Origin of the sequence: Aquitalea sp. ASV15 (assembly GCF_016429115.1) — a bacterium.
Taxonomy (GTDB): Bacteria; Pseudomonadota; Gammaproteobacteria; order Burkholderiales; family Chromobacteriaceae; genus Aquitalea; species Aquitalea magnusonii.
The window spans coordinates 19494-43845 of sequence record NZ_JAELTZ010000035.1; the positions used below are offsets into that span (position 1 = coordinate 19494).

General features: G+C 60.4%; 22 protein-coding genes and 3 tRNA genes. 9 read left to right on the forward strand and 16 right to left on the reverse strand.

What is annotated here, in order from left to right:
• The first annotated feature begins 121 nt into the window (after nucleotides 1-121).
• A complete protein-coding gene (locus JHD64_RS14940) occupies nucleotides 122-478 on the forward strand; it encodes a DUF779 domain-containing protein (RefSeq protein ID WP_233170520.1) in 357 nt (118 codons plus the stop codon).
• Between the two features lie 146 nt (nucleotides 479-624).
• On the opposite strand, the gene JHD64_RS14945 is transcribed toward JHD64_RS14940, so the two are convergent.
• Nucleotides 625-873 (reverse strand): hypothetical protein, encoded by a 249-nt coding sequence (locus JHD64_RS14945; RefSeq protein WP_059286011.1) that lies wholly within the window; start codon nucleotides 871-873, stop codon nucleotides 625-627.
• Nucleotides 874-969: 96 nt separating this feature from the next.
• On the opposite strand from JHD64_RS14945, the gene JHD64_RS14950 reads away from it, so the two are divergent.
• The 3 genes from JHD64_RS14950 to JHD64_RS14960 all read left to right on the forward strand — a co-directional run bounded on the left by JHD64_RS14950 (nucleotide 970) and on the right by JHD64_RS14960 (nucleotide 3993).
• Nucleotides 970-1365: a DUF1289 domain-containing protein gene (locus JHD64_RS14950; protein WP_059286012.1), complete on the forward strand. Its 396-nt coding sequence runs from the start codon at nucleotides 970-972 to the stop codon at nucleotides 1363-1365.
• Between the two features lie 18 nt (nucleotides 1366-1383).
• A complete protein-coding gene (locus tag JHD64_RS14955) occupies nucleotides 1384-1995 on the forward strand; it encodes a methyltransferase domain-containing protein (RefSeq protein ID WP_110313505.1) in 612 nt (203 codons plus the stop codon).
• Nucleotides 1996-2274: 279 nt separating this feature from the next.
• A complete protein-coding gene (locus JHD64_RS14960) occupies nucleotides 2275-3993 on the forward strand; it encodes a methyl-accepting chemotaxis protein (protein WP_233170521.1) in 1719 nt (572 codons plus the stop codon).
• Nucleotides 3994-4064: 71 nt separating this feature from the next.
• On the opposite strand, the gene mscL is transcribed toward JHD64_RS14960, so the two are convergent.
• From mscL to JHD64_RS14980, 4 genes are all read right to left on the reverse strand, one after another.
• Nucleotides 4065-4526: a large conductance mechanosensitive channel protein MscL gene (gene mscL, locus JHD64_RS14965; protein WP_199053841.1), complete on the reverse strand. Its 462-nt coding sequence runs from the start codon at nucleotides 4524-4526 to the stop codon at nucleotides 4065-4067.
• 164 nt (nucleotides 4527-4690) lie between these two features.
• Nucleotides 4691-4766, reverse strand: a tRNA-Asn gene (locus JHD64_RS14970).
• 25 nt (nucleotides 4767-4791) lie between these two features.
• Nucleotides 4792-4867: transfer RNA gene (locus tag JHD64_RS14975), tRNA-Asn, on the reverse strand.
• Between the two features lie 33 nt (nucleotides 4868-4900).
• Nucleotides 4901-4976: transfer RNA gene (locus tag JHD64_RS14980), tRNA-Asn, on the reverse strand.
• A 230-nt stretch (nucleotides 4977-5206) separates the two neighbouring features.
• Here JHD64_RS14980 and JHD64_RS14985 point away from each other — a divergent pair.
• From JHD64_RS14985 to JHD64_RS14995, 3 genes are all read left to right on the forward strand, one after another.
• Nucleotides 5207-6235: a folate-binding protein YgfZ gene (locus JHD64_RS14985; protein WP_199053843.1), complete on the forward strand. Its 1029-nt coding sequence runs from the start codon at nucleotides 5207-5209 to the stop codon at nucleotides 6233-6235.
• A 106-nt stretch (nucleotides 6236-6341) separates the two neighbouring features.
• Nucleotides 6342-6650, forward strand: a complete 309-nt coding sequence (locus JHD64_RS14990; RefSeq protein ID WP_059286015.1) for an H-NS family nucleoid-associated regulatory protein — start codon at nucleotides 6342-6344, stop codon at nucleotides 6648-6650.
• Nucleotides 6651-6868: 218 nt separating this feature from the next.
• On the forward strand, nucleotides 6869-8548 hold the full coding sequence (locus JHD64_RS14995) for a hypothetical protein (protein WP_233170522.1): 1680 nt from the start codon (nucleotides 6869-6871) through the stop codon (nucleotides 8546-8548).
• Nucleotides 8549-8615: 67 nt separating this feature from the next.
• Here the strand turns inward: JHD64_RS14995 and JHD64_RS15000 are convergent, their stop codons facing one another.
• On the reverse strand, nucleotides 8616-9743 hold the full coding sequence (locus tag JHD64_RS15000; RefSeq protein ID WP_059286017.1) for a M14-type cytosolic carboxypeptidase: 1128 nt from the start codon (nucleotides 9741-9743) through the stop codon (nucleotides 8616-8618).
• Between the two features lie 124 nt (nucleotides 9744-9867).
• Nucleotides 9868-10413, reverse strand: a complete 546-nt coding sequence (locus JHD64_RS15005; protein ID WP_059286018.1) for a phasin family protein — start codon at nucleotides 10411-10413, stop codon at nucleotides 9868-9870.
• A 209-nt stretch (nucleotides 10414-10622) separates the two neighbouring features.
• On the opposite strand from JHD64_RS15005, the gene phaR reads away from it, so the two are divergent.
• The gene (phaR, locus tag JHD64_RS15010; RefSeq protein ID WP_059286019.1) at nucleotides 10623-11189 is read left to right on the forward strand and encodes a polyhydroxyalkanoate synthesis repressor PhaR; all 567 of its coding nucleotides are present in this window, start codon (nucleotides 10623-10625) and stop codon (nucleotides 11187-11189) included.
• 225 nt (nucleotides 11190-11414) lie between these two features.
• Here the strand turns inward: phaR and JHD64_RS15015 are convergent, their stop codons facing one another.
• From JHD64_RS15015 to JHD64_RS15030, 4 genes are all read right to left on the reverse strand, one after another.
• The gene (locus JHD64_RS15015; protein ID WP_199053847.1) at nucleotides 11415-12707 is read right to left on the reverse strand and encodes an MFS transporter; all 1293 of its coding nucleotides are present in this window, start codon (nucleotides 12705-12707) and stop codon (nucleotides 11415-11417) included.
• A 68-nt stretch (nucleotides 12708-12775) separates the two neighbouring features.
• On the reverse strand, nucleotides 12776-13909 hold the full coding sequence (tcuB, locus tag JHD64_RS15020; protein ID WP_199053855.1) for a tricarballylate utilization 4Fe-4S protein TcuB: 1134 nt from the start codon (nucleotides 13907-13909) through the stop codon (nucleotides 12776-12778).
• A gap of 1 nt (nucleotide 13910) precedes the next feature.
• A complete protein-coding gene (gene tcuA, locus JHD64_RS15025; protein WP_199053857.1) occupies nucleotides 13911-15311 on the reverse strand; it encodes an FAD-dependent tricarballylate dehydrogenase TcuA in 1401 nt (466 codons plus the stop codon).
• A 79-nt stretch (nucleotides 15312-15390) separates the two neighbouring features.
• Nucleotides 15391-16317 (reverse strand): LysR substrate-binding domain-containing protein, encoded by a 927-nt coding sequence (locus tag JHD64_RS15030; RefSeq protein WP_199053859.1) that lies wholly within the window; start codon nucleotides 16315-16317, stop codon nucleotides 15391-15393.
• Between the two features lie 323 nt (nucleotides 16318-16640).
• Here JHD64_RS15030 and rimO point away from each other — a divergent pair, with 323 nt between their 5' ends.
• Entirely contained in the window at nucleotides 16641-17963 is a 1323-nt protein-coding gene (gene rimO / locus JHD64_RS15035) for a 30S ribosomal protein S12 methylthiotransferase RimO (protein ID WP_199053861.1), read from the forward strand.
• Between the two features lie 68 nt (nucleotides 17964-18031).
• Here the strand turns inward: rimO and JHD64_RS15040 are convergent, their stop codons facing one another.
• The 5 genes from JHD64_RS15040 to hypE all read right to left on the reverse strand — a co-directional run.
• Nucleotides 18032-19393: a sensor histidine kinase gene (locus tag JHD64_RS15040; RefSeq protein WP_199053863.1), complete on the reverse strand. Its 1362-nt coding sequence runs from the start codon at nucleotides 19391-19393 to the stop codon at nucleotides 18032-18034.
• The gene (locus JHD64_RS15045; RefSeq protein WP_199053864.1) at nucleotides 19369-20808 is read right to left on the reverse strand and encodes a nickel-dependent hydrogenase large subunit; all 1440 of its coding nucleotides are present in this window, start codon (nucleotides 20806-20808) and stop codon (nucleotides 19369-19371) included. Before JHD64_RS15045 ends, JHD64_RS15040 begins: the two co-directional genes overlap by 25 nt.
• Entirely contained in the window at nucleotides 20805-21806 is a 1002-nt protein-coding gene (locus tag JHD64_RS15050; protein WP_199053866.1) for a hypothetical protein, read from the reverse strand. Before JHD64_RS15050 ends, JHD64_RS15045 begins: the two co-directional genes overlap by 4 nt.
• The gene (locus tag JHD64_RS15055) at nucleotides 21790-23229 is read right to left on the reverse strand and encodes a sigma-54 dependent transcriptional regulator (protein WP_110313510.1); all 1440 of its coding nucleotides are present in this window, start codon (nucleotides 23227-23229) and stop codon (nucleotides 21790-21792) included. Before JHD64_RS15055 ends, JHD64_RS15050 begins: the two co-directional genes overlap by 17 nt.
• Before the next feature lie 96 nt (nucleotides 23230-23325).
• On the reverse strand, nucleotides 23326-24352 hold a 1027-nt coding region (gene hypE / locus JHD64_RS15060), incomplete at its 5' end, for a hydrogenase expression/formation protein HypE (protein WP_233170523.1).

Sequence of the window (24352 nt, forward strand, 5' to 3'; positions counted from 1 at the left end):
ATGCCCGCGGGCGCATGGCCGCTTGCAAGCAGCGGTCCTCCTTGGGGGTGGCGTGAGCCGCTCTCGCTTTGGCGCCGCCGGTATCTCGCAAAAAAGGGGTGACATGATTTCCCGAGTCAACATGACAGAGCGTGCTGCGGAACTATTGTCGGTGTTGTGCCAGCGCCATGGTTCCTTGCTGTTCCACCAGTCTGGTGGATGTTGCGACGGCAGTGCGCCACTGTGTTTTACCCAGCAGGAATTCCGTGTTGGCGATCATGACATCCTGTTGGGAGAAATCGGCGGCTGCCCTTTTTACATCAGCGAATTTCTGTATGGCTATTGGCAGAACTGCGTCCTGACCATCGATGCCTTGCCGGGGCGTGGCAGTGGCTTTTCCCTGGAGTCGGCCGAAGGGATGCGCTTTGTCACGCTGTCGCGCTTGCTAAGCGAGGAGGAACTGGCTGCGGATGGGCAACAATGCAGCGCACCGCCCTGACTGGCGGTTACAATACGGCCATCCTTGTGATGACCGGGTAGGAATGTGCAGGCCACTTGTCCATGAGCCGAAAAACCCCGCTAGCCGGGGTTTTTGCTTTGTATCGCACTGGTGGGCTGAGTTGGCCCGCGAGCGGCCAGGCTGGTTCAGGATGCGTCCAGATAGTCGTAGCCGGCCCAGTCCAGTGCATAGCCATTGATCCGGCGCAGATTGACCGGTTTGAGCAGGCCATGCTGCTGCATGTGGCGCAGATGCTCATGGATGGTCTGGTCGTTGAACTCATCACCCGTTTCGCGGCGAATGGCGGCGATCAGCTGGCGCTCGTCCAGATATTGCACCTGTTTCAGCCGCAAAATGCGTAGTATCCGGAACACCAATAGTTCGTTGCGTGGCATTTGTGTCTTTATTGTTGCAGCGACCTTTCATTTATCTGACAGTTTTATTGAGAAAGTCAAGAAATATGACAGAAGTGTTTCAGGCAGGAGTGGCGCATGGCGCTTGAGCGTCCCGATTCCCCTTGCATTGCCCGCTGCACGACTGCCGTGGGAGACAATGTCTGCCGCGGCTGCGGTCGCAGCTTTGCCGAAATATCCAACTGGTGCTTCATGGATGAATCCGCACGCGAACAGGTATGGCAGCAGTTGCCACAGCGGCAAGCTTTGCTGGATATCGCAGAGCGGCTGGGGGTACTGCTCGACCTGCAGCTGCTGGATGGCGAAGAGTGGGGGACCTTGTCGCTGAATGGGCGGCCACTGTTCATCCGCATGCAGTCCGCCACCGTGCAGCTGCGCTTGCCCGATGGCCGCTCGCTGCCACTGGATGTGCAGCAAGGCGTGGATGGCGTTGCGGCGCAATTGCGTCAGTATGTGGCGCTGATCAATCAGTAGTTAATGGAGAACTGAAATATGGCGCAGGACAGTTCCTTGCCCGACTTCTGGGATGTGCGCTACCAGCAGGGCGTCACCCCATGGGAGGGGGCGCAGCCGGATGTGCTGATGCAGCGTTTCATCGCCAGCCTGCCGCCGGGAAGCCGGGTCTTGCTACCGGGCTGTGGCTCGGCGGCAGATGTGCGCTGGCTGTTGCAGGCCGGCATGCAGGTGGATGCCATCGATTTCAGCCACGAAGCGATCAGGCGGGCGGCGGCCGCACTGCAGGATAGTCCGGTGCGCTTGTGGCAGGCCGACTTCTTTGCCCTGGATGCCGCAGCGCACTACGACCTGGTATTTGAACGAGCCTTCTTGTGCGCCTTGCCGCCGAGGCGGTGGAAGGACTATACCCAGAAGATGATGCAACTGATTCCTAGTGGCGCATATCTGGCCGGGGTGTTCTTTCTGGCGGATAAAGCCAAAGGTCCCCCTTTTGGCACGAGCCGCGAGGCCTTGCAGCAACTGTTGGCCGAGGGCTTTGAATTGATGGATTGCCAGCCGGCTGGCGCGACTTTGCCGGTGTTTGCCGGGCAGGAGTTCTGGATGGTATGGCAGCGCAAGCCTGCTGCTGACGGCAGGCCCGCGGAATAATCTTTCATATTCTGTCGTGACTGTTTGTGCTTGCTGTGAAATGGCTGAGTGAGGAGCTTGATAATGGTCATTTTTATTGCAATTGGGATTGGTTATTTCACAGATTTCAGGTAAAAATGTAGCGCCCGCTTTAAACATATAACAAGCAATATCAGCAGGTCGTAAGGAGAGAGCATGGATTGGTTCTGGCGCGTATATGCCTTGGTCGAAAAAACGTTTTTCAATACCCTGACCAGGAAATTGTGCAGTTTCTTTTGTTTGAGCCTGTTCCAGTTGATCATGCTGGCTTATTCATATCTGGTGTTGACCGACATTCGTGGCCAGCTGAATAATCCGGCGGTCCCCAGTACCGTCTCCACCCACATCCTGTCCAGTATCGACAGCGCCATTTTCTGGGGCAGCTGTCTGTGGGTGCTGGGTTTGGCCTTTACCAGCTTCATGGTCTGGTATCTGCGCTACCTTATCGTGCGGCCGCTGAAAATGATTATCGGCATCTTCAATGAGATTGGCGCCGGCGAGGGGGATCTGTCACGCGATATCCCGGCCATCACCTATGATGAAATCCGCGATGTTTCCGTCTCCTATAATCGCTTCCAACTGAAAATGCGCGAAATCATCAGCAATGTGCGGCTGATGACCGTGCGTATCGCCATGGATTCCGCGCGTACGCGCAAGAATGTCAGTGAATCCCTGGGGAGTGCGGTACGCCAGGATGAATTCGCCACCCGCGTGCGCGATGCCAGCGATCAGACCACCACCGGCATCAATCAGGTCACCGGTCAGACGCAAAGCATTTCCGTGTCCACCCTGTCCAATCTGGACGTGGCACGCGAGTCTTACGATGAGCTGAAAACGGTGGCCGACCGCATCTATGACATCAGCCAGAAAGTCGGTCACTTCAACGAAACGGTAGAGGACCTGAGTCAGCGCTCGGCCAGCATCAAGACCATTGTCGATCTGATCAAGGATATTTCCGACCAGACCAATCTATTGGCACTGAATGCGGCCATCGAAGCAGCACGGGCCGGCGAGAGCGGTCGTGGTTTTGCGGTGGTGGCCGACGAAGTGCGCAAGCTGGCGGAAAAGGTGAAAAAGGCTACCGACGAAATATCCAGCAATATCGACGGCATGCTCGGGCTGGTGTCGGATACCCAGGTGGAAACCAACGAAATCACGGCCGGAACCCATCAGGCGCGCGAAGTGGTATCGCGTGCCTCGCAGCACTTTGGCCGCATGATGGGTGATTTCGAAGCCACGGCCAGCAGTCTGACGCAAATCGCCGGCACCATGGAAGATTTCGCCGAAACCAATCGCCAGGTAAACCGCCATGTATCGGAAATTCACGATCTGGGCCAGCAGGTAACCGAACGCCTCAACCATACCGAGCAGGTTGCCGACGAATTGTCCGGCGTGGCCGAGCAGGTGCAGGAAATGGTATCGCGCTTCGTGATTGGCGAAGGTGAGTTTGACCGCATGATAGGCTTGGCGCGCAATATGCGCGATCAGTTGCAGGGCGTGTTGCAGCAGCAGCAAAAAGCCGGCGTCAATGTGTTTGATCAGCGCTACCAGCCCATCCCCGGCAGCAAACCCAGCAAATACCATACGGCCTATGACGAGAAGCTGGCCGGTCTGGTACAGCCGCATTACGACAGTCTGGTGCGGGATGTGGTGGGAGGGCGCTTCTGCCTGCTGGTCGACAACAATGGCTATGCGCCTACCCATAACAGCTGGTATAGCCAGCCCCTGACTGGTGATGAGCAAAAAGATCTGGTCAACAGTCGTGACAAGCGCATTTTTGCTGATCCGGCCGGCCTCAAGTCGGCGCGCAATACCGAGCCCTTCCTGCTGCATACCTATATGCGCGATACCGGCGAGATTTTGTCTGAACTGACGCTGCCGGTGTTTATCGATGGCAGGCACTGGGGTGCGCTGCGCCTGGGCTTTGATCCCGGCAGTCTGCTGGAGGCAGCAGGTCTGGAGAAAAAAGGCCGGCGCTAAAGCCAGTCAGGCAGTAAATAAAAAAGAGGCCATACGGCCTCTTTTTTTTTATCGGAACCTGCACCAGTGCATCAATCCAGCTGCGAGGTGCAGCAAGGGCAGCGGCTGGCCTTCTCCGGCACGGAGGACAGGCAGTAGCGGCATTCCTTGGTGGCTGCTGCCGGGGCTGCTTCAACCGGCGCCTCGCGCTTGAGCTTGTTGATGGCCTTCACCAGCATGAAGATGGCGAAGGCCACAATGGTAAAGCTGACCAGCGAATTGATGAAAAGGCCGATATTCATGGTCACCGCACCTGCCTGCTTGGCAGCGGCCACCGAAGCGTAAGGCCCGGCTTGCTTGGCGCCTTCCTTTAATACAAAGAACAGGTTGGCAAAATCGACATTGCCGACCAGCAGACCAATGGGGGGCATGATGACATCGTCGACTAGCGATTTGACGATGGAGCCGAACGCACCGCCAATGACCACACCGACGGCCAGATCGATGACATTGCCTTTAACAGCAAATTCCTTGAATTCCTTCAGAATGGACATGGCTGATCCTATGGTTATTGTTTAATACAGAGTTAATCAATGCTTATTTTAGCACGAATAAACCGCTGTGATAGTCAGACGATTCTTTGCGAGAAAGCGAGGTCTTGTCAAAAGGAAGCGGCAATGGCAATGCAAAAAGCCCGCTATCAAAGCGGGCTTTTGTCTGGCTCCCCGAGCAGGGCTCGAACCTGCGACCTGCGGATTAACAGTCCGTCGCTCTACCGACTGAGCTATCAGGGAATAAACTGGCTTGGCATTGTAGGAGTGGCTCCCCGAGCAGGGCTCGAACCTGCGACCTGCGGATTAACAGTCCGTCGCTCTACCGACTGAGCTATCAGGGAATAACCGGCAATGCACAACAAATTGTAGGGTCTTGGCTCCCCGAGCAGGGCTCGAACCTGCGACCTGCGGATTAACAGTCCGTCGCTCTACCGACTGAGCTATCAGGGAACATCCAAGAGAGTGCGAACTATACCGATGGTAATCAGGCCTGTCAACGCTTTGCCCATGGAAAATGCCAGCTTTTTAAACCGCTGCAGAGCGTGTGTTGGTTAAGTGCATGAGGCAAAAAGAATATCACCGCAGCATGTATTCCCGGCATGTGGTGGTGCTGGCAGTAATCAGCTGAAAAAAGTAAAATTCTTGACTAATTTAGTGTGCTTAATCACAGGTATCGCAACATGAACCAGCTGTGGCAGTCGTGGGTAGACAAGAATCAGGGACAGATCGACCAGGAAGGGCGGCTGTCGTTTTCCGATTTTCTGGCGCAAGTCGCTGCCGTGCGTACCGGCAATGCGCTTGCACTGCTGGATAACCTGGCAATCATCCGGGTGACGGGCGAGGATGCGCAAAGCTTTCTGCAGGGGCAGTTTTCTGCCGATATCCGGGACGTGACGGCAAGCCATGCGCAATTCAGCACCTATTCCACCGCCAAGGGCCGCATGCTGGCCAGCTTTCTTATCTGGCAGCATGAGGACAGTTATTTCCTGCTGCTGTCGGCGGATATTGCTGCTGCCATTGCCAAGCGTCTGACCATGTTTGTCATGCGTTCCAAAGTAAAAGTCGCTTTGCTGGATGCACCAGAGGTGCAAGTGGCTGGTGTGCGCGGGGCAAGGCTGGAGCAAGTAGTGGAAGCCCATTTCACGCTGCGACAGCCGCAGCCGCTCACGGTGATGCAGCAGGGTGGAGATATTGCGATAGCCTTGCCGGAGGGTGGTTATCTTGTCTATCCGGTGATTGATTCAACATTGCCGGCATTGCTGCAGGCGGTGGATGCGGTTGCCGTGTCTGCTGCTGCCTGGGCGATTCGGGATATTGATGCGGGCATTGCCTGGGTGACGCTGGCCACCCAAGAACAGTTCGTGCCGCAAATGGCAAATATGGAAGTCATTGGCGCCGTCAGCTTTAAAAAGGGCTGTTATCCAGGCCAGGAAATTGTGGCGCGTACCCAATATCTGGGTAAGCTCAAGCGGCGCTTATACAAAGCCCGGCTGGCCCGATTTGCTGCGGTTGGCAGCAAGTTATTCAGCCCGGAGCTGCCTGAACAGTCCATCGGGATGGTGGCGGCTATTTGTCAGGTGGCAGAGTGCGAGTATGAGGCTTTGGTCGTGGTGCAGTCGGCATGCTGGGATAAGGGTATTTATCTGGAGGCTGAATATATCAATGCGCTGGAGCCTCTGGCATTGCCATATCCTACTCAGGATGAATAAACTGTTGCCTTGTTTGCTGAAATTTAACCACATTGCCTTGACTAGTCGATGGGCTTTTGGCTAAATTGAATCAGTGGTTCTCCAACTGAATAATAAGGGCGGCAAAATGGATATCAGCAATCTGAGTTTTACTGAACTGGTAGCATTGAAAGGCGACGTTGAAAACGAAATCAAGCGTCGTGAATCTGAAGAAAAATCCAAGGCTAAGAAGCAGATCATCGAGCTGGCAAAAGCTTATGGTCTGAGCGTGGAAGAGGTGCTGGGCAAGGTGGGTGCCACCGTACGCAAGCCGGTTGAAGCCAAGTATCGTCATCCGGAAAATGCCGAACTGACCTGGACTGGTCGCGGCCGCAAGCCGGTTTGGGTACAAGAACTGCTGAATGCTGGCAAAACGCTTGAAGATCTCGCTATCTGATGTGACACTGTCTTCCAAGTGCCTGACAAAAAGCGCCTGCACGGGCGCTTTTTGTTTTGTGGCACAAGTTCTTCTTGCTGATTTGCCGGCTTGTATAAATACTGGTAGGGCCGACTAGCGCAAGCTCCGGGTTCGCCTTGATCCCGTCATGATGACAGACTGAAAGTTACGCCATGTTGGACTTTTTCTCCCGAGGCTCAAAGAACAAGTCAGATCCTTTGGCCAATGCTGCTGCTGCCAAGGTTTATGCCGATACTCTCAAGCAAGAGTATGGCGCGGCTGCGCACGAGAGAATTACCGAGATGCTGGCCGAGGTCAATGCGCTGTCTCCCCATGTGACGGCGGATTTGCTGGATGCCGTGTTGACGCTCAATCTGGAAATCCAGCCGCTGCATGAAAACCTGTGCACGCAATATTTCATGAATTCCCGTATGCCCAAGGTGCTGGAAGGGCAGTTGCGTTCGCAGATACTGGCTTATGGCAAGCAGTTTCTCGAGTTTTATCAGCGGGCCTTGTCGGTTGATACCGACATGCAGCAAGAAGAGCGGATCCGTGCCATGCTGCCCCTGGTATTGGTACGCATGATGCATTTTTTTGGTGAGTTCGCCCGTTGGCAATACCTGCGGCATTTCACTCCGGATGATGTTTTCTGGCTGAATGTAAATCAGCTTTATCGCCTGGCAGAGCAGCGACGTATTGACTCGACTCCGGTGTTTTTATTCGGAGAGGACAGCCCCGGTACGACGGTGCAGGATCAATACCTCATCATGCTGATGTTGTCCTTGTTAAGTAGTGGCAATCTCAGCCTGCGCCAATTCAATTTCTCCTACCAGTTGTTATGCCTGGTTTCCAATCGCATGTCGCTGCATCCGCAATATGATGAAGAGGCCAGCTTTGCCGTGACACTGGCCGAGGCCAAACCAGCCGCACGTGCCAATCCCAGCTTTGTCAGTGATTCTGCCCGTTTCTGGAGTACCGCCAATATGGTGGAAATCATCCATAGCTGGGCCACGGTGATGGAAGGCGGGCGGGTACCACCGGAACTCAAGCCATTGATCGAGCCTGGCATTGATGCCGGTTTGCTGCACATGCTGTGTCGTGAATGGTCGGCCAAGCCGATGCGCTTCGAGCGGGCCGAGCGGGTTGCCGTGACAAACCGCAATCTGGAAGTGGCGCATCGCCTGTCAACCCTGCACCGGCTGATTCGCCAGCCGGATGAGGCCATACAGGCGCAGGCGCGGCATACCGATAACGACAGTTTTGATGATGCCGCCAATATTCGCATCTATGGCTTTGTCACCAGCCGCAAGCGTGATCGCAGCACGCTGGCGCTGGCTCCGCTGACCATGACCGGTGATGCGACGCCGGCGGCACAACCCTTGCGCGACGAGTTCCTGCGCTGGTCGGTCGAGAATGTCAGCCAGAGCGGCCTTGGCGTGACGCTGGACTCGCTGGGCAATGAGTGGGTGACACTGGGCAGCCTGGTAGGCTATCGCGATGTGGACAGTGCCAACTGGAGCCTGGGGCTGGTGCGCCGGGTCAAACGGGCCAATCAGCGGGAGCGCATCTATCTGGGGGTGGAGACCCTGTGTACCCGACCGGTGGCGGCCTCCATTCGCCCAACCGACAGCAAGCTGATCGATCCCACCTTGCCCCCCGACATGGTGTGGCTGGCCGGGCATATCGCCTTGTTTGTGCCTTTTGATCGCGGAGGGCGGCACATCAATGCCCTGATCATGCCGATTTCGGTGTATACCCTGGGCCGGCAGTATTACATGACGGCACGCGGCAAACACTTTCAGATTGCGCTGGGCAAGGTGCTGGAAAAAGGCAGCGACTGGTGTCTGGCCGAAATCGAACTGGTGAAGGCGCTGGAAAGATTGCCACTGGCCATGTGAGTGCTGCAGGCAGAGAAAACAAAAAAGCCGGAATCGCGATTCCGGCTTTTTGCTGGCTGCAGGGTGATCAGCGCAGTTCGTTGATCACCGCGTAGATCGGGGTCAGTGCCGCTTCGCCCATGCGCAGGCTGCGCTGGCCATTCCAGCCATAGTCGTCATCCGGCAGGTTGGCATTGTCCTTGAACGGCATTTCCAGGGTAAAGGCCAGGCATTTGAAGTTTTCACCGACCCAGTTGGTGGCCAGGCTCAGATTGGCCGATCCCGGCGCATCCTTGTCGTAGCCAAATTCATCCTGGAAGTCCGGATTGGCCACCATCAGGTAGTGCTTGAACTTGTCTTCCAGCTGGCGGATGCGTTCGTTGTAAGAAGGAACGCCTTCTGTTCCGGCGACAAACACATAGGGCAGTTTTTCATCGCCGTGGATGTCGAGGAACAGGTCAACGCCGGTCTCCAGCATTTTGTTGCGCACGACCAGTACTTCCGGACTGGTTTCCTGCGATGGTGCCAGCCATTCGCGATTGAGATTGGCCCCGGCGGCATTGGTGCGCAGATTGCCCAGGATGGAGCCATCCGGGTTCATATTGGGCACCACGTAGAAGGTGGCCTTGTCCAGCAGGGCGCGCGAAGTGGCATCCAGCGGATCGAGCAGGCGGTTAAGGAAACCTTCGACAAACCACTCGGCCATGGTTTCACCGGGGTGCTGGCGCGCGGTTACCCAGATTTTCAGATCAGACTCGACTTCATGGCCAATGGTCAGCAAATTGATGTCGCGGCCCTGTACGGTAAAGCCCAGGTCATGAATCTGGCACAGGCCCGATCCTTGCGCCTGCCCCAGCAGATTCAGGTGCTGCTCGTGGGAGTAGGGCTCGAAATAGGCGTAATACACGCTATTGGCCAGCGGCACATGTTCAACCGTCATGACCTGGCCGTCAAAATGAGCAGGTACGCGGAACCAGTTGATGCGGTCGTACGATGCCATCAGCTCGTAATCAGTCCATCCTTCCGGATAGGCGCATTCGCCGGCATTGAGAAAGCGCAGCGTACAAGCCTGATAGGCGGCGCCCTGTAGCCGGAAATAAAACCATTGAGCAAAGTCCGCGGCATTGTCATGGGGAATCCGCAGCTGGATGTCGTCGAAACTCTCCATGGAAACGATTTCGATGCTGCCTGCGTCAAAGTTGCTGCTGATTTTCATGCGTTGAACCCGTGGTCTTTGCTGGAACTCAAAGAAAGAATTGTAAACCTGCGCCGGCCAGCTTGCATCATGCAAAACAAAAAACCCCGCCAAAGCGGGGTTTTGCAGCAGGCGAAGCCGTGAATCAGGCGCGCTTGGTGGCGGTCTTCACTGCATCGGCAGTGGCGCTGCTGGCAGCCTTGATGCTGCTGTCAGTGAATTCGGCAACTTGCTGGGCAGCCTTGCTGAAGCTGTTAACGGCAGCAGCGGCAGCAGCCAGCGAGGTCTTGACGGCGTTCAGTGCATTGTCGGAACCTGCCGGGGCGTTCTTGGCAGCACCTTCCAGTGCGGTGATCAGGTTCTTGTTGAAGCTGCCGAGGTTTTCTTCAGCCAGCTTGGACAGTTCGCTTTGCGCGGCGGATACGATTTCGTATACGTTGCGGGAGTTGGCAACAGCCTTGTCCACGGATTGGCTGGCCAGTTGGTTGAACTGGTTCAGGGCTTCCTGGGCATCGCCAGCACCGGCCAGAGCCTTGGCGACCTTGACGTTTTCTTCCAGGGTTTGCTTGGAGGCTTCCAGGTTCAGCTTGACCAGGCGCTCGGCGCTGTCCAGGGAGATCTGGGCAACACGCAGGGCGGCTTCAAAGCCGGACAGGGAGATTTTGCTGATTTGATCGTTGGTATTGAACATGTTTTTAACCCTCATCATTGGATTTCGTAGAAAAGACCGACAAGCTCTGTGTTGACTGTGATTTTTTTTCTTGTTTTATATTGCACTGCACAATAAGTGCGAAATGTAGCATGCACTGCGCGAGGGGGATAGAAGTTTTGCTCTAGCTTGTTGTATTTATGATAAATTGCGGGTGCACAACACCAACGACAATAATCCGGGAGTGTTACATGAGTGTTGAAAAAAGGGTCATCAAGAAGTACCCGAACCGCCGCCTGTATGACACGGCGACAAGTTCCTACATCACATTGGGAGACGTGAAACAACTGGTGCTCGAGAACGTGGATATCCAGGTTGTCGATGCCAAATCACAGGATGACATCACCCGCAGCGTGCTGCTGCAGATCATCCTGGAGGAGGAGAATGGCGGCATGCCGATGTTCAGCTACGAAGTGCTGACACAGTTCATCCGCTTTTATGGTCAGGCCATGCAGGGCATGATGGGGCCCTTCCTGGAGAAGAACCTGCAGCTGTTCGGGCAGATGCAGCAGAAGCTGCAGGAGCAAACCCGCGCCATGTATGGCGACAAGGCAGTGTTCAACACCACCATGTGGGGCGAATTCATGAAGCTGCAGGGGCCGGCGATCCAGAATGTCATGTCCAGTTATATGGAACAGAGCACCGGCATGTTCCTGGAAATGCAGAATCGCATGCAGGAACAAACCAAACAGTTGTTCAGTGGTTTCACTTTCCCGGGCTATGTGCCGCCCGGCAAGGATGATGCAGGCAAATCCTGATCGACCCAGCATGCTGAAAAAGCCCGTTACCAGACGGGCTTTTTCTTTTGTAGCCTGCGGTTTGCAGTCGCGGCCCGCGCTTCCTATCCTGGCGCCCGCTGCGGATACCGCAGACCCCAGGGCAGCGCCTCCAGCATTCTGGGCCGTGTAAGGTGCCGCAGTGGCGCTCTGGGAAATGGGTGGGCGCAAGCCAGGCCCTGCCTGGCTTGCGTCTGGGATGCCCAGTCAGTCCGCAGGCTGATGCCGCCGCGGCGCAAACAGCAGCAGCGTGGCCACGCAGGCCGAGAGCGCAGCAAACAGCAGCCACCAGGCCGGTGAACTCTTGCTGTGGGTCATTTCCACCAGCGCGGTGGATACCGCCGGGGTCAGGCCACCGAAAATGGCGGTGGCCAGGCTGAAGGCCAGCGAAAAGCCCACGGTGCGCACATACACCGGCATCACCTCGGTCAGTGCCGCCACCATGGCACCGTTATACATGCCGAAGAAAAACGAGAACCACAGCAGCACGGCCAGCAACCGGATAAAGCTGGGCCCATCCGCCAGCCAGGCCATGGCCGGGTAGGCGGTCAGCAAGGCCAGTAGCGAAATGCCCAGCAGCAAGGGCTTGCGGCCAATGCGGTCGGACAGGGCACCGCCGATGGGCAGCCAGCAAAAATTGGACAGGCCCACGCACAGGGTGACGATCAGGCTGTCCTGCGCGCTCAGGTGCAGCACGCTTTTGCCAAAAGTGGGGGTGTAGACGGTGATGAAGTAAAACAGCGTGGTGGTGAGCGAAACCAGAAACATGCCCGCCACAATGGTGCGCCAGTGCAGGCCGATGGTGGCAAAGATTTCACGCAGGCTGGGGCGGTGATGACGCGCCAGGAAGGCATCGGTTTCCTGCAGCGAGCCGCGCAGCAGGAAAATCAGCGGGATGATCAGGCAGCCGATGAAAAACGGCACGCGCCAGCCCCAGGCGGCAATCTGCGCCGGGCTCAGCCATTGCTGGATGCCATAGCCGATGGCCGCCGCCACCACAATGGCCACTTGCTGGCTGGCCGACTGCCAGCTGGTATAAAAGCCCTTGTGGCCCGGCGTGGCAATCTCGGACAGGTATACCGACACCCCTCCCAGCTCCACCCCGGCGGAAAAGCCCTGCAGCAGTCGGCCCAGCAGCACCAGCAAGGGCGCGGCCAGCCCGATCTGGCTGTAGTCCGGCACAAAGGCAATCAGCACCGTGCCACAGGCCATGATGCCCAGCGTGACAATCAGCCCCTGCCGCCGGCCGATGCGGTCCACATAGCTGCCCAGCACGATGGCACCTAGCGGGCGCATCAGGAAACCGGCACCGAAGACAGCAAAAGTCAGCATCAGCGAGGCGAACTCGCTGCTGGTGGGGAAAAATGCCTTGCCGATATACGTGGCATAAAAACCGAACAGAAAGAAATCGAACTGTTCGAGAAAATTGCCACTGGTCACGCGCAGTACCGCACCCAGTCGGGACTGGGCGGGGTGCTGGCGCTCTGGCGCTTGTTGCATGCGTACTCTCCTTTGTTGCATCTGTTGCGTTGTATTTATTGCTTTTCTGAATGTTTACTGATGGACGGTCAGCGGCGTTGACGCTTCTCGATGGCCCATTTCAGCAAGGCCGCGCTGCGGAAAATGCCGTGGGCGAACTTGCCATAGGGCAGGGTGACAAACAGCGCCATCACCACGCCCAGATGCACGGCCAGCAGGCTGCCCAGCACATGGCTGTGGCGGGCAAACGGCAACAGCAGGCCGCTGGCACTGGTCAGCAGCAACAGGGCAATGAAGCCGCGGTCCATCGGGCGTTGTTGTATGTCGCCATGCTGCGGGTCGCGCTGCAGGTTCAGCCACAGCAGACCGGCCGGGCCAATCAGCAGTCCGATACCACCCGCAATACCCAGCAGCACCGGCAGGCTGTTCAGTGCATAAGGGGCTGGCAGACCCAGCAGATAGTGGTAGCCGGTGGCGGTGATGGTGGCTGCAAAGCAGGACAGGAAGCCGTAGAAGGTGAAGTGGTGAAAGCGCCGCCGCCACAGGGTGGTGGCATCGTCGGCGTTATTGCAGCCCTGGCCGTGGCCACCATCCAGATACTTCAGCGTGGCCACCGCATGTCCGGCATCCAGCACCGCCGGTACATCCGGCGCTTGCGGGCTGATGTCACGCCAGAAGCGGCGCACACCCATGCCCAGCGCCAGCACGGCAAAGCCGAATACCGGGCCGAACAGCCCGGCCAGCAGATGGTGCGGGAAGTAGTCGTAGAAATTGCCGCTGTTCACTGCCGGGGCCAGTGCCTGCAATAGCAGCAGGAATAGCGCGAGGCCGCCAGCCAGTGCCAGTGCCACGGTCAGCCCGGCATGCTGATACAGCCGCCCCAGCGCGCCCGGCCAGGCAAAGCGGGTATAGCTTTGCTGGCGCACCTGGGCCATGGCTTTGGGAATGTTGACGGCAAATTCATGCGGCGGTGCGTACTGGCAGGCATGCAGACAGGCGCCGCAGTTGTGGCAGAGATTGGCCAGGTAATGGATGTCAGCCTGGCCGAATTCCAGCCGTTGGGTCATGGCGGGAAACACTGCGCAAAACCCCTCGCAATAGCGGCAGGCATTACAGATTTGCAGGTCGCGTGCCACTTCGGCTTCGGCACTGTTCAGCAGTGAAGCTGGCTGGCCGGCGGCCAGTTGTTGCGCCTCGTCAATCAGGCGGGTGAGTTGTTGCATGTCAGATTCCTTTTGCAGCAGCCGCGGCAGCCTGGGCGGCACGGCTGCCGGCAATACGACCAAAAGCAGTACCGATGGCCATGCCGATACCGGCCACATAACCCTTGCCCAGCACATTGCCGGCCATCATTTCACCGGCCACAAACAGGTTGGGGCTAGGCTGGCCGGCAAAGTGCACGGCGGCATCGGCATTGGTTTTCAGGCCCAGATAGGTAAAGGTGATGCCGGGGCGCAGCGCGTAGCCGTAGTAAGGCGGGGTATCCAGCGGCAGCGCCCAGTGGCTTTTGGGCGGGGTGAGATCTTTGGTGTGGCAGTTGTCCAGCACGGTGTGGTCGAACTGCCCGGCCTGGCAGGCGGCGTTGTAGCGCTGGATGGTGTCGACAAAACGCGCCTCGTCCAGCCCCAGCTGGCGTGCCAGCTCCGGCAGGGTATTGGCCTTGTTGCCGGGGAATACCGGCGGCATGAAACGGCCAATGGCCTTGGAGTCGATGATGGAATAGCCGATCTGCTGCGGCTGTTGTGCCACCAGCCGCCCCCAGATGGCATAGCGCTTGGGCCAGAAGTCCTCGCCCTCATCATAAAAGCGCTCGGCGTTGCGGTTGAGCATGATGCCCAGCGACACGCAGTCCACCCGGGTGCAGATGCCGCCATCGTACAGCGGCGCGCGGGCGTCAATCGCCACACAGTGCGATTGTGACGGATCGCCCACCATGTCAGCTCCGGCCTGCTGCATGAACTTGAGCAGCACGCCCTGATTGAAACGGGTGCCACGGATGAGGAAGTTGTCCGCTGGCCAGTCACCTTGCTCGTTCTGGCCCCAGGCGCTGCGCAGCCATTCGCGGTTGGACTCGAAACCGCCAGCCGCCAGCACACAGCTGCGCGCGCTGATGCGCTCGCCGCCAGCCAGCTCGGCAGCAACAAAGCGGCCATCCTGCAATTCCAGCCGCTCCACCGCGCTGTCGTAGCGAATCACCACGCCCAGTTTTTCCGCGCTGCGATAGTAGGCATTCACCAGTGCCTTGCCGCCGCCCATGAAAAAGGCATTGGTGCGAGCCGTATGCAGCGCGCCGGACAGCGAGGGTTGGAAGTGCACACCGTGACGACGCATCCAGTCGCGACAGCTGCCACTGGCACGAATCACCAGCCTGGCCAGCGCTTCGTCGGTCTGGCCGCCGGTCACGCGCAGCAGGTCCTGCCAGTATTCTTCTTCCGGATAAGCCTCCACCAGCACGTCTTGCGGGGCATCGTGCATGCAGCGCAGGTTACGGGTGTGCTGCGAATTGCCGCCGCGCCAGGCGCGCGGGGCGGACTCCAGCAGCAGCACCGAGGCCCCGGCTTCGCGGGCCATCAGTGCGGCGCAGAGTGCGGCGTTGCCGCCGCCGATGATCAGAACATCAAACATGGGTACAGCCTCCCTGAGACAAGCGGAGACTGTAAAAAGCCCTCAGCCCGGCCGCCAGAGCGGATCGGGCAACAGGTGTTTAGCGTTTGTAAACAGTGGCTCCCGGCCACTGGCCGCTGCTGGCCAGTTCGCTGGCCACCTGTTGCAGCACCACGCGGGTGGCCAGCCCGGCCGGGGACAGCTCGTCATCGGACAGGCTCACCAGCAGATTGGGGCGGCTGACGCTGGCGTCGGTGATGTCGATCAGGCGGAATTCCTCTGGCGGCAGGCGGGCAATGGCGGCACCGGGCTGGATGGTTGCGCCGTAACCGGCCCTTACTGCATCCATCAACAGCGAGAGGCCGTCGATTTCCGCGCTGATGTTCAACGCGTGTGCGCCCTGGTGGCTGGCATTGTTGAGCAGGGCGCGCAAACCATGCGGGCCGCTGGGCATGATCAGCGGAATGTCGCCCAGCTCCGCCAGGCTGATGTGGTCCTGCGTGGGTGCTGCGGGCAGGTCGCGGCGGCAGATCAGGAACAGCTTTTCCTCCAGCAGCGGCAGCACGCTCCAGCGCCGGGTGCGCTCTTCCTGGAACAGTACCGCCAGATCAAGCTGGCGTGCGCCCAGCATGGTGGCCAGATTGCCGGACAGGTTTTCTACCAGATGCAGGCGGATGTCCGGGTAACGCTGGCGCATGGCCGCCATGAAGGGCAGGCCCAGCACGCCGGTGGTGCTGGGGGCCATGCCCACGCTGACATGGCCGGACAGCCGCGCCAGCTGGGCGGCGCGCATGGCGTCGTCGGCATGGCGGATGGCCAGCTGCGCCTGCCGCCAGAACGCGAGGCCAGCATCGGTAGGCAGCACGCCGCTGGAGGTGCGCTGCAATAGCCGGGTGGACAATTCGCCCTCCAGCCGGCTGATCTGCTGGCTCAGTGCCGAGGTGCCCACCCCCAGTTCCAGCGCAGCGCGCCCCATGCTGCCTTGTGCCACCACGCTGACGAAATAGCGTAATTGTCTCAGTTCCATGCTGCGTCCTCTTGCCGTGCTGACACGGCTATCTGTATCGCGTCAGTTTACTGGATACGCTGCGGCCTGCCGGGTGCATCAGGCAGAAACCGTGGTTTTGTTGTGCCAGCGGTGGGGCGGGCAGGGTGCCGGCGGGGGCGGAATGATGGCTGCGCAAGGTGCGGCGGTGGCGCAGCTTGCCGGGAAATCCCGGCGCAATGGCGGCGGAAGCGGGTGATGATGCCAGGCTGTGCCCTGTTGCCATTTCCCGCATAAGCATGCTTGGGTATCAAGTGGCAAATGGCTGTATAATCTGGCGTTTTTCATTTTTTGCACTACGCCACATGTCCAAAGCTCCTCGTATCGGTATGGTTTCGCTTGGCTGCCCCAAGGCCCAGAGCGATTCCGAACAGATTCTCACCCGCCTGCGCGCGGAAGGTTATGAAATTTCCTCCTCCTACGATGGTGCCGACCTGGTGGTGGTGAATACCTGTGGTTTTATCGATTCGGCGGTGACCGAATCGCTGGATGCCATTGGTGAAGCCCTGAGCGAAAACGGCAAGGTGATTGTCACCGGTTGTCTGGGTGCCAAGGATGGCGTGGTGCAGAATGCCCACCCCTCGGTGCTGGCGGTAACCGGCCCGCATGCCACCGACGAGGTGATGACGGCGGTGCACAACTACCTGCCCAAGCCGCACGACCCCTTTGTCGATCTGGTGCCGGATGTCGGCGTGCGCCTCACCCCCAAGCACTACGCTTACCTGAAGATTTCCGAAGGCTGCAATCACCGCTGCACCTTCTGCATCATTCCGTCCATGCGTGGTGATCTGGAAAGCCGCCCGGTACACGATGTACTGCGCGAAGCCGCCAGCCTGGCGCGTGCCGGCGTCAAGGAACTGCTGGTGATTTCGCAGGACACCTCGGCCTATGGCGTGGATGTGAAGTACAAGCTGGGCTTCCATGATGGCCGCCCGGTGAAGACCCGCATGACCGAGCTGTGCGAGGAACTGGGCAAGCACGGCATCTGGGTGCGCCTGCACTATGTTTACCCGTATCCGCATGTGGACGAAGTGATCCCGCTGATGCGCGACGGCAAGATCCTGCCTTATCTGGACATTCCCTTCCAGCATGCCAGCCAGAAAGTGCTGAAGCTGATGAAGCGTCCGGCCAATAGCGACAATGTGCTGGCCCGTATCAAGAAATGGCGCGAAATCTGCCCGCAGCTGGTGATCCGCTCCACCTTCATCGTCGGCTTCCCCGGTGAAACCGAAGAAGACTTCGAAGAACTGCTGCAATTCCTGCGCGAAGCCCAGCTGGACCGCGTGGGCTGCTTCACTTACTCCGCTGTCGAGGGCGCTACCGCCAACGACTTGCCCGACCAGGTGCCGGAAGACGTCAAGGAAGCGCGCAAGGAACGCTTTATGGAAGTGCAGGCCGAAATCAGCGCACGCAAGCTGGAAGCCCGCATCGGCCAGCGCCTGACCGTGCTGGTGGACGAAATCGACGACGAAGGCACGGCGATTTGCCGCAGCTATGCCGATGCGCCGGAAATCGACGGCCTGGTGTTTGTCGATGATGCGGTCGGCCTGGAAGCCGGCCAGTTTGTCGAGGTGGACATCGTCGATTGCAGCGAACACGATTTGTGGGGTGAACGCGTGTCTGCCTGATGTGCTACACGCCGCTCAAGTAAAACGGTCTGCCTGCGGGCAGGCCGTTTTTCATGGCGCGGACTGATTCAGTGGCGGTAGGCCGGCAGCTGCAAGGTAAAGCAGGCACCGCCACCCAGCGGGCTGTCGGCGCTCAGCGTGCCGCCATGACGCTCGACGATGCCATAGCTGATGGACAGGCCCAGCCCGGTGCCCTTGCCGATGGGCTTGGTGGTGAAGAAGGGGTCGAAAATCAGCGGCAACGCCTCTTCGCTGATGCCGGGGCCATTGTCCAGCAAGACCAGTTCCACCCTGTCGCCAAGCTGTTCCAGCCGTAGCTGCAGCGTGGGTTGCGGGGTTTTCTCGATGGCATCGAAGGCATTCTGGATCAGGTTGACCAATACCTGTTGCAACTGGTTGGCCGAGCCGCACACCCAGGCCGGCTGATCCAGCCCGCTGCTGCTGACCTCGACCCGGAAGGGCGCGGCCCGGCTGACCCAGTGCACGGCGCGCTGGGTGAGGTCGGCCAGATCCACCCGCTGGCGGGTGTTTTCTTCCACGGCGGAAAAGCGCTTCAGCGCATCCACGATATGGCCGCTGCGCTCGGCACCTTCCATCAGCCCGGCGCTGAGCGAGGGCAGGTCGGCCAGCAGGCGGTCGATTTTCAGCTCGATGCGCAGCGCCTGGGTCTCGCTGCCCAGGTCATGGGCGTGGATGGCATTGAGATAGCGGGTGAGCTTGCCGGCATAGCGCTGCATGGCGTGGGCATTGCCCAGGATAAAGCTGATGGGGTTGTTCAGCTCGTGCGCCACCCCGGCCACCAGCCGGCCGAGCGAGGCCATTTTTTCTGCCTGCACCAGCTGGGCCTGGGCGGATTTCAGTGCCTGATGCGCCGCTTGCAGCTGGGCATAGGCACGCTTGAGTTCGCCGATGGGGCGGCCCACGGCGACAAAGCCGCTGTAACGGCCTTCGCCATCGTAGAGCGGGCTGACATTCCAGGTGACCGGCACCGGCTCACCCTGCTGGCGGGGCAGGGCGATTTCCACATCCTGCACATCGCTGCGGCCTGCCGCCAGCAGGGTGGCGATCTGGCTGCGTGCCTGCTGGTCTTCCACCAGTTCGGCCAGTTCGCGCCCCACCAGCTGGTCTTCCGCATGGCCGGTCAGCTGCAGCATGGCACGGTTGACCTGGCGCACCTTGCCCACCGTATCGCACACCACCAGCACATCGGTCATGGCGGCCAGCACGCCCTCGGTGAAGTGATGGGCTTCGGCCAGCTCGCGGTGCTTGGTTTCCAGCGTTTCCTGCGAGGCCACCAGCTCGCTGTATACCTCGTCCATGCGCTGGATGACATCGATCCAGGCCGCTTCGGCCAGCTCCTGACCGGCCGCCGCTGTCTGGTCATCCGGCAAGCTGACCGGCGCGTTCAGTGCGTGGTGCAGACCTGGCATGGATCGAAACTCCTGACAATGTGCTGGACTTGCAAGGCTTGCGGGTCGCTGGCGTCCACGCCTTCCAGCGCTTTTTCCAGTGGGCCGGGCAGCTCCTTGCTGTCGCGTGGGGAAAAATTCCAGGTGGTGGGGGCGATGATCTGGTAGCGGCTGATGCGGCCGGCATCCAGCGTCACCCAGTGCCCCAGCATGCCGCGGGCGGCTTCGGTCAGGCCGACGGCGCTGCTGTGTTGCGGGCTGGCCGGGCAGGGCTGCTGGAAGGGCTGTTCCAGCTGCAGTGCCGCCAGCCAGTGTTCCATCAGCGGCACGATGCGCGCCACTTCGGTGAGGCGTGCCACCACCCGGCTCAGTACATTGCCGCCGGCACTGGCCACCAGTTCGCTCAGCAGCGGCTCGCCGCGCAGCAGGCCGCGCGCCAGGGCACCGGTTTCGGCGGCGAGGCCAGCCACGCGCGGAGCCTTGCTCCAGCTATAGCCTTCGGCCTTGTCCGGCAGCGGTACGGTGTCGGTGTGCAGCGGGGCGCTCGGGCCATCGCCAGCCAGCCAGCTGCGGTGGTTGTCTTCGCTGATCTGCTCCAGCGGCAGCGGCTGGCTCACGCCCTGTTGCCACAGCCCGGCCGGGCTCCAGGGGCCGTCCGGGCCGGCATAGGCTGCCGCCGCGATGAAGTGGTCGTAGCTGCGGCCCAGCTGGTGTAATTGCAGCTGCGCGGCAAGGTGCAGGAAATGGGCGAAGTCGGCGGCTGGTGTCTCTAAGCGGTAGTGTTCCAGCGCTGCCTGGCTATCCAGTGCGGCGATGGCTTCCAGCGGCTGGCCAAAAGTGCGCTGCTCCAGAAAGCGGCGGAAGCTGCGCAGCCATTGTTGCAGCCGCACCCGCTCGGCGGCGCTGACCACCTTGGTTACCCCGCCCGGTTGCAGGCACAGGGTATGTGGCCAGTGGCCGGCCAGGCTGCCCATGAAGCGCATCAGGATGGCGCGTGCTTCCAGCATGGGGGCGACGGCGCTGCCGCGCTGGGCCTGGAAGCGGGCCAGGGTTTCGCCGTGCCAGGCATGTGACTGGTAGTCGGCGCGGGCAAAGTCCGGCATGAAAAACAAATAGAAATGACTGAGGTGATCGGCGATGTTTTCCACCGCGTGGATCAGGTTCAGCACCCGCTGGCCATTGGCCGGTGGCGTGATGCCGTACAGCTGGGACAGCGCATGCGCCGCCGCCACCGATTGCGATACCGAGCAGATGCCGCAGATGCGCGGCACGATGGCCAGCGCGTCCAGTGGCTCGCGCCCCAGCAAGATCCGCTCGAAGCCACGAAACAGCGGTGCGGTGACGCGGGCGGCACTGACCTTGCCATCGGCAAAATCGAGCGTGATGTTCAAATCCCCTTCCACACGGTTAAAGGGGCCAAGAATGCGGCGGCTCATGCCTTGCCCTTTTTCGGTAGCGAGGGGGGGACGGTCAGGCGGTCGCGGGTGGCATTCTGCCGTACCCGTGCCGGCGTGGCCGATTTGGACAGGGTGGACAGCGCGACAAACCAGGCCTTGGGCATGTCGGTGGGCAGGCCCACCGGGAAACCGGCTACCTGTGGTGTGCTGAAGAAGCCATGGCCGGGGTCGGCAAAATCCGGTGCCGTGCAGTTGATGCAGGGGTAGCCGCCGGTCAGGCAGGAGCCTTCGCCATTCCAGCCGCGGCTATTGCAGTCGGCATGGGCCTGGGTGCCCTTGCAGCCCACGTATTCCATCAGGCAGCCCATCTGGCCGGGCGAGGTGGCGCTGGCCTTGAATTCGTAAAACTCGTTTTTGTCGCAGCCGTGGTGGACCAGCTTGTCGGCGTAAAAGCGTGGCCGGCCCAGGGGGTCGAGGTCGCTGGCCTGCAGGCTGTCGGCCGCCAGCAAGGCCAGGGTTTCCAGCACCCAGCCCGGATGGGTGGGGCAGCCGGAGATATTCACCACCGGCAGGCCGCCGGCGGCATGGAAATTCCCACCCAGCAGGCCGCCGGGATGATTGCCGGCATAGTCCAGCCCCACTGCACCGGTGAGGTTGTCGCCGGCGGCGCTGATGCCGCCATAGGCGGCGCAAGTGCCCACGGCGATGACCTGGCCGGCGCGGCGGGCCAGCTGTTCGATCAGCGTGCTCATGCTTTGCCCGTCCGGCAGCAGGTGGAAACGGCCGGCGGCACCGGTCATCACCGAACCTTCCAGGCAGAGCATGTCCAGCGCTTCGCGGCCATCCGCCAGCCGCTGCAACAGTTGCATGGCTTCATCCAGGCTTTGCTCGGCAAAGCTGGGGTGCCAGACCAGCTCGATGCCGATGTCGGCCAGCGTGGTGAACAGGCTGGGGGCATCGGTATTGAGCAGCGACAGGGTGCAGCCACCGCAGCCGCCGGATTGCAGCCACAGCAGGCGTTTATTTTTCGAGGCCATAGCGGGTCAGCTTGTTACGCAGGCCGACGCGGGACAGCCCCAGCTCGGCGGCGGCGCGGGTCTTGTTCCAGCGCTGGCGGGTGAGGGTTTCGCGCAGGATCTGTTTTTCCAGCTCGTCCATGCGGGTTTTCAGATCGCCGGGCAGGCCCGTGAGAAAAGCCAGCTCGGCCACCTGTTCTTCGGCGGCGGCTTGCAGCACTTCGGCCGACAGCAGTTCGGCGCCCAGCAGGTCGTCGTCGCTCAGCACCAGCATGCGGTTGATCTCGTTGCGCAGCTGGCGCACATTGCCCGGCCAGCGGTAATCGCGCAGTGCCTGCAGCGTGTCCTCGCCAAAGCGGGCCGCCGGGCGCTGATAGTGATGGCGGGCTTCTTCCAGCAGGGCCTGGGCGATCAGCGGAATGTCCTGCGGCCGTTCGCGCAGCGGCGGCACGCTGACGGTAAACGCCGACAGCCGGTAGTAGAGGTCTTCGCGAAACTGGCCGGCGCGCACCAGTTCCGGCAGCAGCTTGTTGGTGGCCGATACCACGCGCACATTCACTTTCAGCGGGCGCGGGCTGCCCACCGGGCGGATTTCGCCCTCCTGCAGCACCCGTAGCAGCTTGGCCTGGAAGGCGGGCGAGGTTTCGCCGATTTCATCCAGGAAAATGGTGCCGCCATCGGCTTGCTGAAACAGGCCGATGCGGTCCTGATAGGCACCGGTGAAGGCGCCGCGCTTGTGACCGAACAGCTCGCTTTCCAGCAGCTGTTCCGGCATGGCGGCGCAGTTTTCCACCACGAAGGGGCGGTCGCGGCGGTGGCTGGCGTAGTGCAGGGCGCGTGCCAGCAATTCCTTGCCCACGCCGGATTCGCCCTCGATCAGCACCGAGATGTCAAACGGCGACACCCGTGCCAGCAGCGCGCAGATCTTGCTCATGCTGCTGTCCGGTGCCCGCACGATATTGTCCATGGCCGAGCGTTCGCGCATCTGTTCGCGCTTGCTGTCCACCTTGACCTTGAGCCAGGGTTCGGAGGCTTTCAGCTCGATATTGAGCAGCTCGTTTTCCTGCTGCAGGCGAAACAGCTCCACCGCGCCCTGCACGGTCAGCAGCAGCGATTCCGGCCGCCACGGCTTGAGCAGGTACTGGTAGATGCCGGCGTCGTTGACGGCGGCGATGATGTCGGCGTTGTCGGTGTAGCCGGACAGGATGATGCGGATGACCTGCGGGCAGCGCTCGCGTACCTGCTTGAGGAATTCCACCCCGCTCATGTCCGGCATGCGCTGGTCGCTGACCACCACCTGGATGAATTCCGATTCCAGAATGGCCAGTGCTTCCGCGCCTCCCTGCGCGGTAAACAGGGTGAAGTCGTCTTCCAGCGTCCGTTCCAGTGCTTCCAGCGAGCGGATTTCGTCATCCACCAGCAAAATGGCGGGTTTTGCGCGCATTGTTCTTATCCCAGTCAAGCGTTGTTATTGTCTGTGCGCCCGGACTGTGTCGCCCGGGTCGGTGGCTGCGGCCATGGCCGCAGCCGCTGTGTCAGCCTAGCAAATGCGTGGCAGCATTTCGCCGCTGAGCCAGTCCAGCAGGCGTTCGCCGCCAAAGTCGGTGGCTACGCGGACAAACTGGTGGGCGTCATTCACCACTTCGCCGATGATGGCCGCCCGCTGCCCCAGCGGGTGGGCTTGCAGCGCCGCCAGAGCGGCGGCGGCCTGTTCTGGCGGACAGATGGCCACCAGTTTACCCTCGTTGGCGATGTAAAGCGGGTCCAGTCCGAGAAATTCACAGGCAGCGCGCACGCTGGCCTGTACCGGAATGGCGTTTTCCTGCAGGCGCATGCCCACACCGGACTGCTGGGCGATTTCATTCAGCGTGGTGGCCAGCCCGCCGCGGGTGGGGTCGCGCATCAGGCGCAGGCCGGGGCAGGCGGCCATCAGGCTAGCGGCCAGGGTGTGCAGCGCCGCGCTGTCGGACAGGATGGGGCTGGCAAAGCCCAGCCCTTCACGCTGTGACATCACCGCCATGCCGTGATCGCCCAGGGTGCCGGACAGCAGGATCACATCGCCGGGGCGAGCCTGATCGCCGGACAGCTTCACCCCGTCCGCCACCACGCCCACGCCGGTGGTGGTAATGAACACGCCATCGCCCTTGCCGCGTTCCACCACCTTGGTATCGCCAGTGACAATGGCCACCCCGGCATCGCGTGCGGCGGCAGCCATGGAGCGCACGATGCGCGCCAGATCGGCCAGCGGCAGGCCCTCTTCCAGAATGAAACCGGCACTCAGATACAGCGGCGTGGCCCCGCCCATGGCCAGGTCGTTCACCGTGCCATGCACCGCCAGGCTGCCGATGTCGCCACCGGGGAAGAACAGCGGCGAAATGACATGGCTGTCGGTGGCCATGGCAATGCGTGCGCCCGGTGGCGGCAGGATGGCCTGGTCATTGCCCTGGGCCAGCCAGTCGTTGGCAAATTCAGCGGCAAACAGCTCGCTCACCAGCTGGGCCATGGCACGGCCGCCGCTGCCGTGGGTCAGGTTGACCAGACCGTGCTTGAGATCGAGCGGACGGGTG

Excerpts from the sequence above, each read along its gene's own strand:
- phaR (WP_059286019.1), top strand. The coding sequence starts at position 10,623 with ATGAGTGTTGAAAAAAGGGTCATCAAGAAGTACCCGAACCGCCGCCTG.
- JHD64_RS14940 (WP_233170520.1), top strand. The coding sequence starts at position 122 with ATGACAGAGCGTGCTGCGGAACTATTGTCGGTGTTGTGCCAGCGCCAT.
- tcuA (WP_199053857.1), bottom strand. The coding sequence starts at position 15,311 with ATGTTTGATGTTCTGATCATCGGCGGCGGCAACGCCGCACTCTGCGCC.
- JHD64_RS14950 (WP_059286012.1), top strand. The coding sequence starts at position 970 with ATGGCGCTTGAGCGTCCCGATTCCCCTTGCATTGCCCGCTGCACGACT.
- JHD64_RS15045 (WP_199053864.1), bottom strand. The coding sequence starts at position 20,808 with ATGAGCCGCCGCATTCTTGGCCCCTTTAACCGTGTGGAAGGGGATTTG.
- JHD64_RS15040 (WP_199053863.1), bottom strand. The coding sequence starts at position 19,393 with ATGCCAGGTCTGCACCACGCACTGAACGCGCCGGTCAGCTTGCCGGAT.
- JHD64_RS15030 (WP_199053859.1), bottom strand. The coding sequence starts at position 16,317 with ATGGAACTGAGACAATTACGCTATTTCGTCAGCGTGGTGGCACAAGGC.
- JHD64_RS14945 (WP_059286011.1), bottom strand. The coding sequence starts at position 873 with ATGCCACGCAACGAACTATTGGTGTTCCGGATACTACGCATTTTGCGG.
- JHD64_RS14990 (WP_059286015.1), top strand. The coding sequence starts at position 6,342 with ATGGATATCAGCAATCTGAGTTTTACTGAACTGGTAGCATTGAAAGGC.
- JHD64_RS15050 (WP_199053866.1), bottom strand. The coding sequence starts at position 21,806 with ATGGCCTCGAAAAATAAACGCCTGCTGTGGCTGCAATCCGGCGGCTGC.
- JHD64_RS15000 (WP_059286017.1), bottom strand. The coding sequence starts at position 9,743 with ATGAAAATCAGCAGCAACTTTGACGCAGGCAGCATCGAAATCGTTTCC.
- JHD64_RS15005 (WP_059286018.1), bottom strand. The coding sequence starts at position 10,413 with ATGTTCAATACCAACGATCAAATCAGCAAAATCTCCCTGTCCGGCTTT.
- rimO (WP_199053861.1), top strand. The coding sequence starts at position 16,641 with ATGTCCAAAGCTCCTCGTATCGGTATGGTTTCGCTTGGCTGCCCCAAG.
- JHD64_RS14960 (WP_233170521.1), top strand. The coding sequence starts at position 2,275 with ATGCTGGCTTATTCATATCTGGTGTTGACCGACATTCGTGGCCAGCTG.
- mscL (WP_199053841.1), bottom strand. The coding sequence starts at position 4,526 with ATGTCCATTCTGAAGGAATTCAAGGAATTTGCTGTTAAAGGCAATGTC.
- tcuB (WP_199053855.1), bottom strand. The coding sequence starts at position 13,909 with ATGCAACAACTCACCCGCCTGATTGACGAGGCGCAACAACTGGCCGCC.
- JHD64_RS15055 (WP_110313510.1), bottom strand. The coding sequence starts at position 23,229 with ATGCGCGCAAAACCCGCCATTTTGCTGGTGGATGACGAAATCCGCTCG.
- JHD64_RS14985 (WP_199053843.1), top strand. The coding sequence starts at position 5,207 with ATGAACCAGCTGTGGCAGTCGTGGGTAGACAAGAATCAGGGACAGATC.
- JHD64_RS14955 (WP_110313505.1), top strand. The coding sequence starts at position 1,384 with ATGGCGCAGGACAGTTCCTTGCCCGACTTCTGGGATGTGCGCTACCAG.
- JHD64_RS15015 (WP_199053847.1), bottom strand. The coding sequence starts at position 12,707 with ATGCAACAAGCGCCAGAGCGCCAGCACCCCGCCCAGTCCCGACTGGGT.